Here is an 18,273-nt window from a genome sequence, read left to right as displayed (position 1 = left end):
GGTGCGGGCGGGTGCGGGCGCGACCGTCGGCAGTTCCGTCACGCCTACGACGGTAGGTGAAGGTTCACCGTCCCGCTCGATGGAAAACCTGGCAAAACGCTGCGTGTCGCCTCGGCGCTCAGCGCTCCCCACCTCACGACGTGTACATCTGCGCACGCTCGCGACCCGTGAATCGGCCGCCAGCTCAGCCCTCGGCAAGCAGCTGTTTCTTGAGGACCTTGCCCATGGCGTTGCGGGGCAGCGCCTCCACCAGGCGCACCTCCCGCGGCCGCTTGTGTATCGACAGCTCCTTGGCGACGTGCTCGATCAGCTCGTCGGCCCGCAGCTCGGCCGAGCCGACGACGTAGGCGACGATGCGCTGGCCCAGGTCCTCGTCGGGCAGCCCGACGACGGCGGCCTCGGCCACGCCGGGGTGCCCCAGCAACGACGTCTCGATCTCGCCCGCGCCGACGCGGTATCCGCCGGACTTGATCAGGTCGACCGACTCGCGCCCGACGATGCGGTGCATGCCGTCGCCGTCGATCACCGCGACGTCGCCGGTGCGGTAGAAGCCGTCCGGCGTGAACGCCTCCGCGGTGGCCTCGGGCCGGTTCAGGTAGCCGTCGAACATCATCGGCCCGCGAACCTGTAGGCGCCCAACGGTTTCCCCGTCCTGCGGCACCGGGTTGTCGTCGTCGTCGAGCAGCCGGGTTTGCACGCCGGCGACGGGCAGGCCCACCCAGCCCGCGCGGCGCTCGCCGTCGGCGCGCGTCGAGATGGTGATCAGCGATTCCGAGGCACCGTAGCGTTCGATGGGCTGATGCCCGGTGAGCCCGGAGAGCCGGTCGAACACCGGCACCGGCAGCGGCGCGCTGCCGGACACCAGCAGCCGCGCCGGGCGCAGCGCCTCGGCCGCCGAGCCGTCGGCCACCACCCGCGACCACACGGTGGGGACCGCGAAAAACAGCGATCCGCCCCATTCCGCGGCCGCCTGCGCGTAGCCGGCCGGTGTCGGTCTTCCGGTGTGCACGAAGCGATTTCCGATCCGCAGCGACCCGAGCAGGCCCAGCACCAGCCCGTGCACGTGGAACAGCGGCAGGCCGTGCACCAGCACGTCGTCGGCCGTCCACTGCCAGGCCTCGGCCAGCGCGTCGAGGTCGGCGGCGACCGCGCGGCGGCTCAGCTGCACGCCCTTGGGCAGCCCGGTGGTGCCCGACGTATAGATGATCATCGCGGTCGCGTCCGGCGGGGGCTCGGGGTAGCGGTGCCAGGAGCGGGCGTGCAGGCGCACCGGGATGTGCGGCAGGCCGTCGCGGTCGTCCGGCTCGGGGCCCAGCCACGCTTCCGCCCCCGAGTCGGTGAGCATGTGGCGGCGCTCGGCCACGCCCACGTCCGACGGCACGGGAACGAAGGGCACGCCGGCGATCAGGCAGCCGGTGACCGCCAGCACGGTGGCCGCGCTCGGCGTGGCCAGCACCGCGACCCGGTTTGCGCCGGCGACCCGCTCGGCCACCGACGTTGCGGCACCGACCAAGTCGCTGCGGCTGAGCGTGGCGCCGTCGATCCGCACCGCGTCGGCGATGTCGGTGGTGGTAACGGCCGAGGGGTCCAGCGACGCGAGCAGCACGTCTGCAGGTTACCCGGCAGCGTCAGGCCTGCTCGTCCCAGATCTTCGTCAGGGTGGCCAAGATCTCCTCGCCGCGGCCCAGGCCACCGAGATGGCTTTCACCCGGCAGCACGATCAGCTCGGCGTCCGGCAGCAGGGACACCACGTGCTCGCCGTGCGCGAACGGAACGATGTGGTCGCTGTCGCCGTGCCACCAACGGACCGGGACCTTCACCTCGTCCAGGCGGAAGCCCCAGTCCCGGGTGAACAGGATGACGTCGTTGAAGGGGGCCGCCAGTTGCTTGCGGCTGCCGTTGAGCAGGTCGTCGAGGAACATGGCGGCGAACTCGGGGCGGGTGAGCAGGCGCCGGTCGCCTTCGGGCGACACCGCGGCGTACAGGTACAGCGCGGGATTCGCGACGGGACGGATCATCCGGATCACCACGCTCGCGCCGATTCGCAGCGGGTCGCCCCCCAGCTTCAGCAGCGGCGCCGCCCGCTTGCCCAGGTTCATCAGGCCACTGGTGATCCCCTCGTCGCCGAGGAACGGCGCGACGCCGCCGAGCACGCCGGCCGCCACCACGCGGTCGGGCAGCACCGCGGCCGACGCGAGCGCGTACGGGCCGCCGCCGGACAGGCCGATGACCGCCATCTTGTCGATGCCCAGGGTGTCGGCGATGGTCCGCAGGTCGTCGCCGAACGCCCGGATGTTGGTGTACCGATGCGGCGTCGACGACCCGATGCCCGGCCGGTCGATGCCGATCAGGCGGATGTTGTTCTGCTCGGCGTAGACGCGGGCCTCGATCGGGATCTGGCGGCGGGCGCCGGGGGTTCCGTGGAACCAGAAGAACGCGCGACCCCAGGGGGCGCCGAACTCGGCGAAGCCGATTTGGCGATCCTCCCCGACCGCGATGTTGCCTTCGAGCTTGGGGCGGGCGATCTGGATGACCATGCCAGCAGCTTTTCATGTGACGGGCCGTTTACCAAAAGCTCACGGCCTACCCGTTGAGCGGCCGCTCCCCGATGACCCGTTCGGCCCGCAGGGCGGCCAGCTCGTCGGCGGAAAGGCCGAGCCCGCGCAGGATCTCGTCGTTGTGCTGGCCCAGGGTCGGCGTGGCGGCGCGGTGGTGGCGCGCCGGCCCGGGGGTGATGCGAAACGGCCAGCCGGGATAGCGGTGCGATCCGGTGACGGGATGCACCAGCTCCTCGTAGTATTCCCGCGCGTCGAGTTGAGGTATGTCGTACATCTTCTCGCCGGTGATCACTTGCTCGGCCGGGATGCCCTGGGCCCGAAGGGTTTCGACGATCGCCTCCGGCGGCTGGGTGCGGGTCCACGCCGCGACCAGTTCGTCGAACGCGTCGTGGTCGATTTCCGGGTCCCCGGGTAGCGACAGCGCCACCCACGCGTCGTCGGCCTTCGTCGGGTAGACGCCCTGCAGGTAGCCGCGCCGGCGGTTGCCTTCCCGCGCCTGCACGACGCCGTTCAGCGAGTATTCGATCACGGGTTCGGCGGTCACGGCGGCGGCGACCTCGATCTGGGCGATCTCGATCAGCTGGCCCTCCCCCGTGCGGCGCCGGTGCTCGAGCGCCGCCAGCAGCGCGACCCCGGCGTGCACGCCGACGACGGGATCGGCGGGGCCCTGCGGGTTGCACGGCGGCCCGTCCGGATATCCGGTGACGGCCGACATCCCCGCGGTCTGCTCGAAGTTCAACGCCCACCCGACGTAGTCGCGCCAGGGGCCCTGCAAGCCGAAACCCGGCATCCGGACCATGATCACGTCGGGCTTCAGCTCCACCAGCGACTCGTAGCCCAAGCCGAATTGCTCCACCACCCGCGGCGAGAAGTTCTCCACGACGACGTCGGCCTGCGCGGCCAGCCGCCGGACGATTTCCCGCCCGCGCCGCGAGGTCAGGTCCAGCGTGAGGTCCTTCTTGTTGAGGTTGGTGGCCTGCCACAGGCCGCTGCGCTCGTACCAGTCGTCACCCTCGAAGGGAAACGCGCCCGAGTAGCGAAAGCCGTCGGGCCGCTGGATCGACTCGACCTTGGTGATGTCGGCGCCGAACGCGCCCAGGTAGCAGGTCAGGTAGGCGCCCGCCCAGAAGGTGCTCAGGTCGAGCACCTTCAGCCCGGCGAAAGGCCCTTCGGTTCGCGAATCGAACGGCACTGCGATTTCGGGGCCCCGATTTCGCAGCCCGGTTCGGTTCGCGGAACTGCTGAGCCGGAACGGCTTCCCCGGGCGTCGGAAGCCGCCCTGCTCGACGAAGAACTCGCGCTTGGCGTATTGCGGACAGTCCAGGACGGTGGCGCCGTCGTTGACCGGCGTGGCCGGAATCCGCATGGCCTGGCTGAGGTCGACGATCTCGGCGACGGTCTGCTCGGCGAGCAATGGCTCAGCGCGAGCATAGAATTCGGCGCGTTCGGGGCCGCCCAGCATGATCGCGATCTGCTGCTCGCCGAACTCGGGCAGGCCCAGCATCGCGCACACGTCCAGCCAATGCTGGCCCGTCAGGCAGTTGATGCCCACCCAGCCGTCGGCGGCGCGGACCACCCCCAGCATGGGAGCGCTGCGGGCGTTGGCGGGCAGGCCCAGGCCGAGCATCTTCTGCGCCATCAGCATCGGATACGGCAGCGTCGAAAGCAGCGACTCGAACTCCGAAACATCCACCCGCACAACCTCATCGGACGCGCACCGCAGCGCGGTCAACGCGCCCAGCGCGCCGTAGGCGCCCGCGACGTACTCGTCGATCCGCGCGCCGACCTGCACCGGCGGGCGGTCGGGATCGCGGGCGCTGACCCAGCCCGACGCCGCCTGCAGCGTCAGCGACGTGGCCGGCCGGTCGCGCCACGGACCGGACTGCCCGAAGGGCGATAGGCGCAGCAACACCACGCTGTCGAGATCGACGCCCAACGCTTCCAGCTCTCCCGGGCCCAGGTTCTCCACCAGCACGTCCGCCCGCGCGATCAGGTCCGGGGCGTCCTGTAGCGCCACAATTCGCTTGCCGGCGTTGAGGTACTCGAACAACCCGCCACTGCCCCAGTGGCGCAGCGGGTCCCCGCCAGGCGGCTCGATCTTGGTGACATCGGCACCGAGGTCGGCCAAAAGCTTTGCCGCATAAGGGCCGGAGATTTCCTTGGTGATTTCGACGACGGACAGCCCCGCGAGGGGTCCGCTCACGCGGGAACCCCGATCGCCATCGCCTCCATGTACTGGTGCAGGCCGCCGAGGCCGCCGCCCTCGCGCCCCAACCCGCTCAGCTTGAACCCGCCGAACGGCGCGCCGCCGGGACCGACCCCGTTGACCGCGACCTGCCCGGTGCGGATGCGCCGCGCGACGCCGACGGCGCGGTCCACGTCGCCGCCCCACACCGCCCCGGAAAGTCCGTACTGGGAGTTGTTCGCGATGGCGACCGCGTCGTCGTCGTCGCGGTAGCGCAGCACCGCCAGCACCGGCCCGAACACCTCCTCCTGGGCGATGGTCGAATCCGGATCGACGCCGGTGAGAATCGTTGGCTCGAAATAGAATCCGACGTCCAGGCCGGCCGGGCGGCCACCGCCCGTCGCCAGCCGGGCTCCGTCGTGGACCGCACCGTCGACGAGCGCCTGGACCCGGTCCCGCTGCGCCGCGCTGATCAGCGGCCCCATCTGCACGTCGGGGTCGGCGGGATCGCCGACCTTGACCTCGCGGGCCAGCGCCACCAGCCGGTCGACCACGTCGTCGTGCAGCGAATCGGGCAGCAGCATCCGGCTGTGCAGGATGCAGGCCTGCCCGGCGTGCAGCGAGCACGACTCGAACAGCATCTGCCGCAACATCTCGTCGGTGACCGTGGTGTCGTCCAGGACGATGCTGGCCGACTTGCCGCCCAGTTCCAGCAGGATCCGCTTCATGGTGTCGCCCGCGGCGGACATGACCTGGCGCCCGACGACCGAACTGCCGGTGAAGCTCACCATGTCGATGCGCGGGTCGGTGGTGAGCAGCCGGGCGGCCTCGACGCCGGACGGCGTGACGACGTTGACCACGCCGGGCGGGATGTCGGTCTCCTCGTCGATGATCCGCGCGAGCGCCAGCCCCGCGAGCGGGGTCAGCGGCGAGGGCTTGAGCACGACGGTGTTGCCCGCGGCCAGCGCGTGGTTGAGCTTCATGACGTTGAGGCAATGCGGGAAGTTCCACGGCGTCAGGACCGATACGACGCCCAGCGGCTGGTGACGCAGCAGCGTGGTGCCGGCGCTCATTCCGGTCACCGCTTCCTCGCCCAGCTGCGCGGCGAGCTGGGCCGCGACCATCGACATGTAGCCGGCCCCGTCGATCTGCATCATCCGCTCGTTCGACACGCAGCCCCACTCCGCCTGCGACAGCGCGAAGAATTCGTCGGCGTGCTTCAGCAGCGCCGCGCCGAGCTGGTTGAGGCAGGCGGCCCGCTCGTCGGGACCCGTGCGGCCCCACGGCCCGCTGTCGAAGGCCCGGCGCGCGGCGTCGATCGCCGCGCCGACCTGGGCGATGCTGGCGTCGGGCGCGGTGCCGATCGATTGTTCGGTGGCCGGATTGATGTCGTCGTAGCGACCGTCCTCGGCGTCGACCCAGCCGCCGTCGATGTAGAGCTGGTAGGTGTCGACAAGAGATCCCGGAGTCTGTAGCTCGGTCATGCGCGCTTCCTCACCAGAACGTCGGTCATCTAGTCAGCCAGTGTTCACCCACGGCCCCCCGGCGTCAATCACCAATTGGACGAATTCCGCGCTATTGCATGGCGTTGGCGGCGCATTGACAGACACGGCCGGACCGGAGTAGACACAACGTCGCAAGACACATTGATGTGATGTGTCGGATCGCTTGCCGAGGGAGGCCCGCCGTGCGGACTACCTTTCCGTTGCACTCCCCGGACTTCTACGCGGGCGACCCCTACCCGGCCTACCGGGAGCTGCGCGCGTCGTCGCCGGTGTGCTGGAACGACGTGACGAACTTCTGGGCGTTGCTGAAGTACGAGGACATCCGCTTCGTGTCGAGCAACCCGGCGCTGTTCAGCTCCACCGAGGGCATCACCATCCCCGACCCCGCCCAGCCGAGCCCGGTCCAGCCGGGCAGCCTGATCTTCACCGACCCGCCGCGGCACCGGCAGATGCGCAAGCTGATCAACTCCGGGTTCACCCGGCGCCGGGTGGCCGTCCTCGAGCCGAAGATCCGCGAGATCGTGCGGGGCATCCTCGACGACGTGCGACCCGATTCCGTCCACGAGTTCGCCGAGGAGATCGCCGCGCCGCTGCCCACCCGGATGATCGCCGAGCTCATCGGCGCCCCACCCGACGACTGGGAGCAGTTCCGGGCGTGGTCGGACGCCGCCACCGGCACCGCCGACCCGGAGATCGAACTCGATCCCTTCGTGGCCATCGGGCAGCTCTTCGAGTACTTCCAGAAGCTGATCGCCCAGCGGCGCGTCGAGGCGCGCGACGACCTGCTGTCGGTACTGGCCGGCGCGGAGATCGACGGGGTCCGCCTCACCGACGAAGACCTGCTCAACTTCGCGTTCCTGTTGTTGGTCGCCGGCAACGAAACCACCCGCAACCTAATCGCTTTGGGAACCTTGGCGCTGATCGCCCACCCCGACCAGTGCCGGCTGCTGGTCGAGGACCGATCGCTGATCCCGGGCGCCGTGGAGGAGATGCTGCGCTGGAACAGCCCGGTGGTGCACATGGCGCGCACCGCGACGGCCGACGTCGAGATCCGCGGGCAGCGAATCGCCGAGGGCGACACGGTGGTGATGCTGTACGGTTCGGCCAACCGCGACGAGGACATCTTCGGCGCCGACTCCGAGGAGTTCAAGGTGACCCGCCACCCGAACCCGCACATCGCGTTCGGCTGCGGTGAACACTCTTGCGTCGGTGCTCAATTGGCGCGCCTGGAGGCCTCGGTGATGTTCGACGAGCTGCTGCGGCGCTTCCCCCGCCTGGAGCTGGCCGGCGACGTGGACCGGATGCGGGCCACGATGGTGCCCGGCGTGAAGCGGATGCCGGTGCGGCTCGGGACGGCCGACTGATGGAGCTCGACTACACGCCCGAGCAGCAGCAGCTGCGCGCCGAGATCCGCGCCGCACTCGAAGAGGTGATGACGCCCGAACGCACCATGGCCCTCAGCGATCGCATGGAGGGCGGTCCCGAGGTGCGCGAATGCGTGCGCGCCCTGGCGGCGGCCAAGCTGCTGGGCGTCGGCTGGCCCAAAGAGTATGGCGGACGCGGCTTCTCGGAGATCGAGCAATTCATCTTCGCCCAGGAGGCGCAGCGGGTCAGCGCACCGATCCCGCTGGTGACGCTCAACACCGTCGGCCCCACCCTGATGCAATGCGGCACCGAGGAGCAGAAGCGGAAATTCCTGCCGGCCATCCTCGACGGCAGCGTGGAGTTCGCGATCGGCTACTCCGAGCCGGGGGCGGGCAGCGACCTAGCATCGCTGCGCACCACCGCGGTGCGCGACGGCGCCGATTACGTGATCAACGGCCAGAAGATGTTCACCAGCGGCGCCGCGTACGCCGACTACGTCTGGCTGGCCGCGCGCACGGACCCGAACGTCAAGAAGCACAAGGGCATTTCGATCTTCATCGTGCCCACCTCGTCGCCCGGGTTCTCCTGGCAGCCGCTGCACACCATGCCGGGCATCTCCACCTTCTACACGTTCTACGACGACGTCCGGGTCCCGGCCAGCGCCATCGTGGCCGGCGAAAACCAGGGCTGGCAGCTGATCACCACCCAGTTGAACTTCGAACGCGCCGCCCTGGGCAACCTCGGCGCCCTCGAGCCGCTGTTCGAGAAGACCCTGGACTGGGCCACCACCGCCGAGCTCGACGGCGGCCGCGTCATCGACCAGCCGTGGGTGCGGCTCGCGCTGGCCAGGGTGGAGGCGCAGGTCGCCGCGTACAAACTCGTCAACACGCGGATCAACGCGGCGATGACGAAGGGCGTACTCAGTATGGGAGAAGCGTCGGCCGCCAAGGTTTTCGGCACCGAGCTCACGCAGCAGGTCGCCCGCCAGTTACTGGAGGTGCTCGACGGCAACGGGGTGCGCCGCGGCGACGACGCGCCGTTGCGCGGCGCCCTGGAGACCGCGTATCGCTGGGCGGTCATCAACACCTTCGGTGGTGGCGCCAACGAGATTCAGCGTGACATCATCGCCATGGCCGGGTTGGGGATGCCGAGGGCGCCCCGCGACCTTCGCCCCCAGCAAACAGGAGGATCATGACGGACCAAGATTCCGAGGTGCTTGCGAAGCTGCGGGCGCTCGTCGGCCAGCCCACCGGCGGCACCGGACTGCCCACCGTGGCACCGGATCCGGTCAACCAGCCGATGATCCGGCACTGGGCCCACGCGCTCGACGACATGAACCCCGTCTACCTCGACCCGGAGTTCGCGGCGTCGTCGCGGTTCGGTGGCATCGTGTCGCCGCCGGTGATGCTGCAAACCTGGACCATGCCATCCCCGAAGCTCGAGGGAATCCGGGAGCGGGGCGGTGCCCCCGTCGAGATCCTCAGCAACCCAACGGCATTCCTGGACGAGGCCGGGTACACCAGCACCGTGGCGACCAACTCGGAATTCGAGATCGAACGCTATCCGCAGCTGGGTGACGTCATCAGCGCGACGTCGGTGTTCGAGGAGGTCTCCGACGAGAAGAAGACGGCGCTGGGCACCGGCTTCTTTTTGACGTGGTTGATCACCTACACCGATGAGACCGGTGAAGTGCTGGGGCGACAGCGATTCCGCGTGCTGCGATTCAGGCCGGCGGCCTGATGGCCCCCCGGCTGGCGCCGGCGATCAGCCCGGACACCGAGTTCTTCTGGAACGGCTTGCGCGAGCACAAGCTGCTGATCCAGCGCTGCGGCGGATGCGGGGCGCTGCGCCACCCGCCCCGCCCCATGTGTCCGAACTGCCGGTCCCTGGATTGGGAGGCGATCGAATCCGCGGGCCGCGGCACCGTTTACAGCTACGTGATGCCGCACGAACCCCGGTTCCCGTTCTTCGAATATCCCTACATCGTGGCGCTGGTGCAGCTCGACGAGGGGGTGCGGGTGGTGTCGAACCTGTGCGGCATCGACCCGGCCGACGTGACGGTCGGGATGCCGGTCGAGGTCTTCTACCAGGCCTTCGATGACGACCTGGTGCTGCACCAGTTCCGGCCCGTCCGGTAGGCGGCGCGATGGATTTCACGTTCACCGAAGAGCAGGAGACGGTCGCCAAACTCGCCCGCGAGATCTTCGAGCGCCGGGCCACCCCCGAACGGCTGACCGAACTGGAGGCCGGCGAAACCCGTTATGACGCCGCGCTGTGGGCGGAACTCGCGGCCGCCGACCTGTTGGGTGCCGGGCTGCCCGAGTCGGCCGGCGGAACCGGCGGCGGCTTCCTGGAGCTGGGCGTGCTGCTGGCCGAGGTGGGCTTCAGCGTCGCGCCGGTGCCCGCCTACGCGACGCTGGTGCTCGGCGCCGACCCGATCGCCCGGCACGGATCCCCCGAACAACAGCGACGGTTCCTGCCCGGCGTCGTCGCCGGAACCCGCATCCTGAGCGCGGGCCTGCAGGAGCCGGGCCGATCCGATCCGGCGAGCCCGGCCACCAAAGCGTCTCGCGACGGGGCGAATTGGCGGCTGGACGGCGCCAAGGAGCTGGTCCCGGCCGCCCAGCTGGCCGACACCGTCCTGATCCCGGCCGCTGTGGACGACGGCGAGGTCGGCCTGTTCCTGCTGCCCACCGACGCCCACGGTGTCGACATCCGGTCGGTCGCGACCACCAACCGCGAACCCCATGCCGACGTATTCCTCGATGGCGCAACGGTTTCCGCACAGGACCGGCTCGACGGCCCGATCGAATCGCTGCACACCAGGGCGCTGGTGGGCCTGTGCGCGATCCAGCTCGGCGTCTCGGACCGGGCCTTGCGCATCGCGGCCGACTACACCAGCGGCCGTGAGCAATTCGGGCGGCCCATCGGCAGCTTCCAGGCGGTGCAGCAGCGGCTGGCCGACGCCTTCATCGACGTCGAAGCGATCCGATGGACCACCTGGCATGCGGCCTGGCTGGTCGCGCGGGAACGCCCCGCGGAAGAGGCCGAAAGGGCGGCCCGCATCGCGAAGTTCTGGGCCGCCGACGCCGGCGCCCGGGTCGCCGCCAGCGCCCAGCAGGTCCACGGCGGCATCGGGATCGACGTCACCTATCCCCTGCACCGCTACTTCCTGTGGGCCAAGCACAACGAGCTCACCCTCGGCCCCGCCACTGCGCAGCTGGCCAGTATCGGCAGCACCTATCCGGAAGGAAACCGATGACCAGCCGCACCACCCTCAAGTGGGCCGACATCAGCGTCGGCGACGAGGCGACCCCGCTCGAAATCCCCATCACGACAACGATGATCGTCGCCGGCGCCATCGCGTCGCGGGATTTCATGCCGGTGCACCACGACCGCGACTTCGCTAACAAGCAGGGCTCGCCGAACCTGTTCATGAACATCCTGACCACCAACGGGTACTGCGTGCGCTTCCTCACCGACTGGGCCGGCCCCGAGGCGATGGTGAAAAACCTGTCGATCCGCCTCGGCGTGCCGTGCTTCCCCGACGACCCGCTGCGCTTCACCGGCGCCGTGACGTCCAAAACCGAAGGCTCCGACGGCGAGAACTTCGTCGAAGTGACGTTCAAGGGCTCCAACAGCCTGGGCGATCACGTCTCCGGCACCGCGGTGCTCAGCCTGCTCGACGGGTCCCGCGCATGAGCTCCTCGCTGCCCGGCAGCTGCGCCATCGTCGGTATCGGCCAGACCGAGTTCTCCAAGGAGTCCGGGCGCAGCGAGCTCCAATTGGCCTGCGAGGCGGTCAGTGCCGCGCTCGACGACGCCGGCCTGACGCCCGCGGACGTCGACGGCATGGTCACCTTCACCATGGATTCCAGCGACGAGATCGACATCGCCCGCAACGTGGGCATCGGCGACCTGAGCTTCTTCTCCCGCGTCCATCACGGCGGCGGCGCGGCGGCCGGCACGGTCGTGCACGCGGCGATGGCCGTCGCGACGGGCGTCGCCGACGTGGTGGTCTGCTGGCGCGCGTTCAACGAACGGTCCGGCTTCCGGTTCGGCGGCAGCGGCCGCGACATGACCGCGACGCCGCTGTTCATGGCGCACTACGCCCCGTTCGGATTGCTCACCCCCGCGGCGTGGGTCGCGATGCACGCCCAGCGCTACATGTCGACGTACGGGGTGACCAACGAGGACTTCGGCCGCATCGCCGTCGTCGACCGCGCGCACGCGGCGACCAACCCCGACGCCTGGTTCTACCAGCGCCCCATCACGCTCGAGGATCACCAGAACTCCCGCTGGATCGTCGAACCCGTGCTGCGACTGCTGGATTGCTGCCAGGAAAGCGACGGCGGGGTCGCGCTCGTCGTCACCAGCGCCGAACGCGCCCGCGACCTCAGGCAGCCGCCGGCCGTCATCACCGCGGCCGCCCAGGGCGCGGCCGCCAACGGCGAGATGATGACCAGCTACTACCGCGACGACATCACCGGTCTCCCGGAGATGGGCGTGGTCGCCAACCGGCTGTGGCGCGACTCGGGCCTCAAGCCCCAGGACATCCAAACCGCCTTCATCTACGACCATTTCACGCCGTTCGTGTTCACGCAGCTCGAAGAGCTCGGCTTCTGCGGGCGCGGCGAGGCCAAAGACTTCGCCACCGTCGAACGGCTGTCGCTGGGCGGGGAATTTCCGATCAACACCAACGGCGGCCTGCTCGGCGAGGCCTACATCCACGGCATGAACGGCATCACCGAGGGCGTGCGACAGGTCCGCGGCACCTCGCACAACCAGGTCGAGGGCGTCGAGCACGTGCTCGTCACGTCCGGAACCGGCGTGCCGACCAGCGGGCTGATCCTCGCGCCCGCCGACTAAGGGGGAAGCTCATGCCCAAGCTCGCGGTCTTGACCGCACCGGGGGGGCCGATCGAGCTGGCCGAATTCCCGCTCGCCGCGGCCGACGCCGGGCTGGTGCCGAGGGGGGCGTTGGTGCCGTGACGACCCAGGCGGCGCAGACCACCGACACGCGCGAGCTCATCGTCGAGTCCGCGTTCATTTGTTTCGGCAGACAGGGATTGGACAAGGCGACCATCGTCGACATCGCCAAACAGGCCGGCGTTTCGCGCAGCACCATCTACGAGTACTTCAGCGACAAGGGCGCGATCGTCGAGGCGTGTGCCGAACACGCGTCCGAACGCTTCTACCGCGAGATGTCCAGGGCGATGGCGGCGGGCAGCTCGCTCGAGGACAAGCTGACCCGCGCGGCGGTGTTCGTCACCCAGGCGCGGCGGGTCCTGGCCTCCGAGAAGTACTTTGACGAGGACGCGACCAGCCTGCTGCTCACCAAGGACGCCGCGGTGTTGCTGCGCGAGTGCGTCGAGTTCTTCGCGCCCTACCTGTCCGCCGCCAGGCTCACCGGCGACGTCCGCAAGGACCTCGACATCGAGGCCGCCGGGGAATGGTTTGCCCGCATGCTCTTTTCGCTCTTCAGCACGCCGTCGTCGACGCTCGACATGGACGACCCCGAGGTGGTGGCGGAATTCGTGCGCGCGCACGTGGTGCGGGGATTCGCCGGCGATCGCCCGCGGCCCCGCCGCGGCTAGCGCTCAGCGCCGCTGTTGAGGCCAAACCGTTTCGGCGGCGTGGACCGGTCGGCCATGGCCCGGCAGCAGGTGCGCGACCGGCAGCTCCTCGAGGCGCGCACGGGTGGCGGCGGCGCTCGCCGCGTCGACGATTTCCGGTGTGTGCCAGGCCTTGCCGCGCACGGACAGCACGGCATCGCCGGACAGCAGCGTCCGGGTGGTCGGATTCCACAGCGCGATGCTGTCGTCGGTGTGACCGTAAGCGTTGATCACGGTCCACTGCGACGCGCCGGGCAGCGGGCGGCCGTCGCCGAGCCCGCCGGCGGGCGACGGGCCCCTCCAGCGCATGCCGAGCGGCGTGCCATAGCCGGCCACCCGGGCGCCGCCGAGCAGACCCGCCACCCCGATCCGGTCGAGCGGCTGGTCGATCATGGTGGGCCAGATGGTTGCGGCCTTGGCCGGCGTCGGCGTGCGCGGTTTAACCCCGTCGAGGTAGGTGAGCGTCGCCTCGGGCAACCAGATCGGCGCCCGATGTCGCGCCGCCAGTTCCACCGCGCCGGCGACGTGGTCGCTGTGGCCATGCGTCGCCACCACGGCCTGCAGGGTCCCGCCGCGGCCCAGCACGGCCGCGAGGTCGCCGGCGGCCCGCGGCAGTCCGGCGTCGACCACCACCACGCCGTCGTCGCCCCGCAGCACGTAACAGTTGAAGATCCAGCGCGACACCCGCGTGATGCCGAGCTCGGGCATCTCGTCGACAACCAGGCTCATAGCGCAGAGGCTACGCCCTAGTGGGCCAGCGCCCGCAGGAAGAACGCCAGGTTGGCCGGCCGCTCGGCGAGCCGTCGCAGGAAGTATCCGTACCACTGCGTGCCGAACGGAACGTACACCCGCACGCGGTTGCCCGCCTCGGCCAACCGCCGCTGTTCGCCGTCGCGGATGCCGTACAGCATCTGGTATTCGAAATCGCCGGCGCCACGGCCCAATTCCCCGGCGATTCCGGGAACCGCCTCGATGATCGCCGGGTCGTGGGACGCCACCATCGGATAGCCCGACCCGACCATCAGCACCCGAAGGCAGGCCAGATAGGACTCGGTGACCTCGGCGGCGTCCCGGTAGGCCACCGACGCGGGCTCGTCGTAGGCGCCCTTGCACAACCGGATCCGGGCCCCGGCAGCGGCGAATTCCTCGCAGTCGCCGAGCGTGCGCCGCAGATAGGCCTGCAAAACCGCACCCAGCCACGGGAATTCGGCCCGCAGGTCGCGCACGATCGACAGCGTCGAGTCGGTGGTGGTGTGGTCCTCGGCGTCCACCGTCACCCAGATACCGGCCCGCCGCGCGGCCGAGCAGATCGACCAGGCGTTCTCCCGCGCGATCTTCTCGCCATCGCGCTCCAGCGACTGCCCCAGCGCCGACAGCTTCAGCGACACCTCCAGCGGCCGGACGCCGTCTTCGCCGAGATCGCCGGACCGGCCCAGATCCTCGATCAGGTCCAGGTAGGTTTGCGTAGCCGCTTCGGCGTCGTCGACGTCGGTGACGTCCTCGCCGAGGTAATCGACGCTGACGCAGCGGCCCGAATCGCGCAGCGCGGCAACGCTAGTCAGTGCCGCATCGACGGTCTCCCCCGGCACGAACCGGCGCACCACCCGCCGGGTGACCGGCAACCGCTCGGCGGCCCGGCGCAACCCCTCGCGCCGCCGGGCCGCCATGATCGCCGGACGAACGGTGCGGGCGAACAGCCCGCCCATCAGTCGGCCGCCATGTGCGGGTAGGTGTGGTCGGTGGCCGGGACGAACGTCTCCTTGATGGTGCGCGCCGACGTCCAGCGCAACAGGTTCAGCACCGATCCGGCCTTGTCGTTGGTGCCGGATCCCCGCGAGCCCCCGAACGGCTGGCGCCCGACCACCGCCCCCGTCGGCTTGTCGTTGACGTAGAAGTTCCCGGCGGCGAACCGCAGCCGCTCCTGCGCGGTCACCACGGCCGCACGGTCGTCGGCGATGACCGCGCCGGTCAGCGCGTAGCGGGAGCCGGTCTCGACGACGTCGAGGATTCGTTCGTACTGATCGTCGGGGTAGACGTGCACCGAAAGCAGCGGACCGAAGTACTCGGTCGCGAAGGCCTCGTCGGTCGGGTCGTCGGACAGCAGCACGGTGGGCCGCACGAAATAGCCGACGCTGTCGTCGTATTCGCCGCCGACGGCGATGGTCATCCCGGGCGCGCCCTTCGCCCGCTCGATGGCGTCGACGTTCTTGATGAACGCCCGCCGGTCGATCAGCGCGCCGCCGTAGTTGGTCAGGTCGGTGATGTCGCCGTAGCGCAGCGCGGCCGTCTCACCCAGGAAGTCGTCGCCCATGCGCTGCCACACCGAGTGCGCGACGAACGCCCGCGACGCGGCCGAGCACTTCTGCCCCTGGTAGTCGAACGCGCCGCGAATCAGCGCAGTGGTCAACACGTCCGGGCGCGCCGAGGCGTGCGCGACGACGAAGTCCTTGCCGCCGGTCTCGCCGACCAGCCGCGGATAGCTGTGGTAGCGGCCGATGTTGACGCCCACCCGCTGCCAAAGTTGTTGGAAGGTGGCCGTCGACCCGGTGAAGTGGATGCCGGCCAGCCGCGGATCGTCCAGCGCCACATCGGAAACGGCGAACCCGTCGCCGGCGACCAGGTTGATCACGCCGGGCGGCAGGCCGGCCGCCTCGAGCAGTTGCATGGTCAGGTAAGCCGACAGGGTTTGGGTGATGGACGGCTTCCACACCACGGTGTTGCCCATCAAAGCGGGCGCGGTCGGCAGATTACCGGCGATCGAGGTGAAGTTGAACGGCGTGATGGCGTAGACGAAGCCGTCCAGCGGCCGGTAGTCGCTGCGATTCCACTCGCCGGGCCCGCTGATCGGCTGCTGCGCCAGGATCTGGCGCGCGAACGCCACGTTGAACCGCCAGAAGTCGACCTGCTCGCAGGGCGAGTCGATCTCGGCCTGATAGACCGACTTGGATTGCCCGAGCATCGTTGCGGCGGCGATCTTTTCGCGCCACGGACCGGCCAGCAGGTCGGCGGCGCGCAGGAACACCGCGGCGCGCTCGTCGAAAGGCATTGCCGCCCAGTACTTCTTGGCGGCCATCGCGGCGTCGATGGCCGCTGCCGCGTCGATGCGCGCGGCGTTGGTGAGGGTGCCCAGCGTCGCGGCGTGCCGGTGTGGCTGCACGACGTCGATCCGCTCGCCGTCGCCCATCCGGTGGTTTCCACCGATGACGTGCGGCAGGTCGATCGGATTTTCGACCAGGGCGCCGAGCTCGGCGAGCAGGCGGGTTCGTTCCGGGGATTTCGGGGCGTACTCGTGGACCGGCTCGTTGGCCGGGGCGGGTGGCTGGGTGATCGCGTCCATGCCGTTAAGGGTCCCCCGGGCGGGCCGCCATCCTGTTAGCCGATCGGACAGGATCTAAAGCCTTAGGTAGTAAGATCGGACAACATGCAATCGGCGGGGGTCGGCCTGGGCCAGCTGCTGCTCGCGCTGGACGCGACGCTGGTCAGGCTGGTCCCGGATGGTCGGGCCCCACGGGGCCTCGACCTGCCGGTGGGATCCGCGGCGCTGATCGATTCCGACGACGTGCGGCTGGGCCTGGCGGCGGCGGCCGGCTCGGCCGACGTCTTCTTCCTGCTCGGGGTCAGCGATGACGAGGCCGTGCGTTGGCTCGCCGGTCAGGTGCGCGCGCCGGTGGCGGTCTTCGTCAAGGAACCGTCGGACGCGTTGGTGGCCAAGGCGGTCGCGGCGGGGTCGGCGGTGGTGGCCGTCGAGCCGCGGGCGCGTTGGGAGCGGCTCTACCAGTTGGTCAATCACGTCCTGGAACACCATGGGGGCCGCGGCGAGCCGGTCGACGATTCGGGCACCGACCTGTTCGGCCTGGCGCAGTCGCTGGCCGACCGCATCCACGGCATGGTCAGCATCGAAGACGCGCAGTCGCACGTGCTCGCCTATTCGGCCTCCAACGACGAGGCCGACGAGTTGCGCCGCCTTTCCATCCTGGGGCGCGCCGGCCCGCCCGAACATTTGCAGTGGATCGGCCAGTGGGGCATCTTCGACGCGCTGCGAGCCAGCGGCGAGGTGGTGCGCGTGGCAGAGCGCCCGGAGCTGGGGCTGCGGCCGCGGCTGGCGATCGGGGTCCACCAGCAGCCGGCCGGTGCCCGCCGCCCGCCGGTGTTCGCCGGCGCCATCTGGGTGCAGCAAGGGTCGCAGCCCCTGGCCGACGACGCCGACGAGATGTTGCGCGGCGCAGCGGTATTGGCCGCCCGGATCATGGCCCGCCTGGCCGCCCGGCCGTCCACGCAGGCGCGGCGGGTGCAGCAACTTCTGGGTCTGACGGACGAGCCGGCCGACGTCGGCGCCATCGCCCGCGAACTCGGCCTCGCCGCCGACGGCGCCGCCGCGCTGATCGGCTGGAATACCATCGGGGACCCCCATCCGCGGCTGCCCGAGGTTCTGGCCCTGAGCGCCAGCGCTTTTCGTCGTGACGCGCAGATCGCGTCGCACGATTCGCGAATCTACGTGCTGTTGCCCCAGACCCAGATGCGGTCCGTCGCTTCCTGGGTCCGCGGCACGATCGCCGCCCTGCGCGCCGAGATCGGCGTCGAGCTGCGCGCCGCCATCGCCGCGCCGGTCGCCGGCTTGGCGGGGGTCGCCGCGGCGCGCGCCGAGCTGGACCGCGTGCTCGATAGCGCCGAGCGACACCCGGTTTCGATAGGACGGGTGACATCGGTGGCCGAGGCCCGCACTACCGTCCTGCTCGACGAGATCGTCACCCTGGTCGGTGCCAACGAGCGGCTGGTCGACACGCGCGTACGCGACCTGCGCGCGCGCGACCCCGTGCTGGCGCAGACGCTGCGGGCCTACCTGGACAGCTTCGGCGACGTCGCCGCCGCCGCCGAGTGGCTGCAGGTGCACCCCAACACCGTCCGCTACCGGGTGCGGCGGATCGAAAAGCTGCTCGGCACCTCGCTGTCGGATCCCGAAGTGCGGTTGGTGTTTTCGCTGGGACTGCGGGTGGTCGAGCGCTCCGAGCGATAAGCCTAGTTATCCACAGTTGGCAGTTTGTCCACA

Annotated in this window: 16 protein-coding genes; 9 read left to right on the top strand and 7 right to left on the bottom strand. The window is 70.0% G+C overall.

What is annotated here, in order from left to right; all coding sequences use genetic code 11:
• Window positions 1–184 precede the first annotated feature (184 nt).
• From AC5Y7V_RS24180 to AC5Y7V_RS24165, 4 genes are read right to left on the bottom strand one after another with little or no spacing between them, the layout of a single operon-like run.
• A complete protein-coding gene (locus AC5Y7V_RS24180; RefSeq protein WP_499882568.1) occupies window positions 185–1,606 on the bottom strand; it encodes an acyl-CoA synthetase in 1,422 nt (473 codons plus the stop codon).
• A 22-nt stretch (window positions 1,607–1,628) separates the two neighbouring features.
• Window positions 1,629–2,537, bottom strand: a complete 909-nt coding sequence (locus AC5Y7V_RS24175) for an alpha/beta fold hydrolase (RefSeq protein ID WP_499882567.1) — start codon at window positions 2,535–2,537, stop codon at window positions 1,629–1,631.
• Window positions 2,538–2,583: 46 nt separating this feature from the next.
• A complete protein-coding gene (locus AC5Y7V_RS24170; protein ID WP_499882566.1) occupies window positions 2,584–4,761 on the bottom strand; it encodes a CaiB/BaiF CoA transferase family protein in 2,178 nt (725 codons plus the stop codon).
• Window positions 4,758–6,227: an aldehyde dehydrogenase family protein gene (locus tag AC5Y7V_RS24165; RefSeq protein WP_499882565.1), complete on the bottom strand. Its 1,470-nt coding sequence runs from the start codon at window positions 6,225–6,227 to the stop codon at window positions 4,758–4,760. Before AC5Y7V_RS24165 ends, AC5Y7V_RS24170 begins: the two co-directional genes overlap by 4 nt.
• Window positions 6,228–6,397: 170 nt before the next feature.
• On the opposite strand from AC5Y7V_RS24165, the gene AC5Y7V_RS24160 reads away from it, so the two are divergent.
• The 8 genes from AC5Y7V_RS24160 (at window position 6,398) to AC5Y7V_RS24125 (ending at window position 13,208) form a co-directional block, all read left to right on the top strand.
• Window positions 6,398–7,612 (top strand): cytochrome P450, encoded by a 1,215-nt coding sequence (locus tag AC5Y7V_RS24160; RefSeq protein ID WP_499882564.1) that lies wholly within the window; start codon window positions 6,398–6,400, stop codon window positions 7,610–7,612.
• The gene (locus AC5Y7V_RS24155; protein WP_499882563.1) at window positions 7,612–8,808 is read left to right on the top strand and encodes an acyl-CoA dehydrogenase family protein; all 1,197 of its coding nucleotides are present in this window, start codon (window positions 7,612–7,614) and stop codon (window positions 8,806–8,808) included. The genes AC5Y7V_RS24160 and AC5Y7V_RS24155 overlap by 1 nt, the downstream gene beginning before the upstream one ends.
• Entirely contained in the window at window positions 8,805–9,353 is a 549-nt protein-coding gene (locus AC5Y7V_RS24150; protein ID WP_499882562.1) for an FAS1-like dehydratase domain-containing protein, read from the top strand. The genes AC5Y7V_RS24155 and AC5Y7V_RS24150 overlap by 4 nt, the downstream gene beginning before the upstream one ends.
• On the top strand, window positions 9,353–9,751 hold the full coding sequence (locus tag AC5Y7V_RS24145; protein WP_499882561.1) for a Zn-ribbon domain-containing OB-fold protein: 399 nt from the start codon (window positions 9,353–9,355) through the stop codon (window positions 9,749–9,751). The genes AC5Y7V_RS24150 and AC5Y7V_RS24145 overlap by 1 nt, the downstream gene beginning before the upstream one ends.
• Window positions 9,752–9,759: 8 nt before the next feature.
• Window positions 9,760–10,875: an acyl-CoA dehydrogenase family protein gene (locus AC5Y7V_RS24140; RefSeq protein ID WP_499882560.1), complete on the top strand. Its 1,116-nt coding sequence runs from the start codon at window positions 9,760–9,762 to the stop codon at window positions 10,873–10,875.
• A complete protein-coding gene (locus tag AC5Y7V_RS24135; protein WP_499882559.1) occupies window positions 10,872–11,315 on the top strand; it encodes a MaoC family dehydratase in 444 nt (147 codons plus the stop codon). Before AC5Y7V_RS24140 ends, AC5Y7V_RS24135 begins: the two co-directional genes overlap by 4 nt.
• Window positions 11,312–12,481, top strand: coding sequence for a lipid-transfer protein (locus AC5Y7V_RS24130; protein ID WP_499882558.1), 1,170 nt, complete (start codon window positions 11,312–11,314; stop codon window positions 12,479–12,481). Before AC5Y7V_RS24135 ends, AC5Y7V_RS24130 begins: the two co-directional genes overlap by 4 nt.
• Window positions 12,482–12,599: 118 nt before the next feature.
• A complete protein-coding gene (locus AC5Y7V_RS24125; protein WP_499882557.1) occupies window positions 12,600–13,208 on the top strand; it encodes a TetR/AcrR family transcriptional regulator in 609 nt (202 codons plus the stop codon).
• Window positions 13,209–13,211: 3 nt separating this feature from the next.
• On the opposite strand, the gene AC5Y7V_RS24120 is transcribed toward AC5Y7V_RS24125, so the two are convergent.
• Genes AC5Y7V_RS24120 through pruA form a run of 3 tightly spaced genes read right to left on the bottom strand, consistent with a single transcriptional unit; the run spans window position 13,212 to window position 16,563 of the window.
• Window positions 13,212–13,955, bottom strand: a complete 744-nt coding sequence (locus AC5Y7V_RS24120) for an MBL fold metallo-hydrolase (protein WP_499882556.1) — start codon at window positions 13,953–13,955, stop codon at window positions 13,212–13,214.
• 17 nt (window positions 13,956–13,972) lie between these two features.
• The gene (locus tag AC5Y7V_RS24115; protein ID WP_499882555.1) at window positions 13,973–14,932 is read right to left on the bottom strand and encodes a proline dehydrogenase family protein; all 960 of its coding nucleotides are present in this window, start codon (window positions 14,930–14,932) and stop codon (window positions 13,973–13,975) included.
• Entirely contained in the window at window positions 14,932–16,563 is a 1,632-nt protein-coding gene (gene pruA, locus AC5Y7V_RS24110; RefSeq protein WP_499882554.1) for an L-glutamate gamma-semialdehyde dehydrogenase, read from the bottom strand. Before pruA ends, AC5Y7V_RS24115 begins: the two co-directional genes overlap by 1 nt.
• 84 nt (window positions 16,564–16,647) lie before the next feature.
• On the opposite strand from pruA, the gene AC5Y7V_RS24105 reads away from it, so the two are divergent.
• Window positions 16,648–18,240 (top strand): PucR family transcriptional regulator, encoded by a 1,593-nt coding sequence (locus tag AC5Y7V_RS24105; RefSeq protein ID WP_499882553.1) that lies wholly within the window; start codon window positions 16,648–16,650, stop codon window positions 18,238–18,240.
• The last annotated feature ends 33 nt before the right edge of the window (window positions 18,241–18,273 follow it).

The organism is Mycobacterium sp. NGS34, assembly GCF_059812845.1.
The sequence above is the reverse complement of the archived record's forward strand: the minus strand, read 5'-3'. Positions and strand labels throughout refer to the sequence as shown.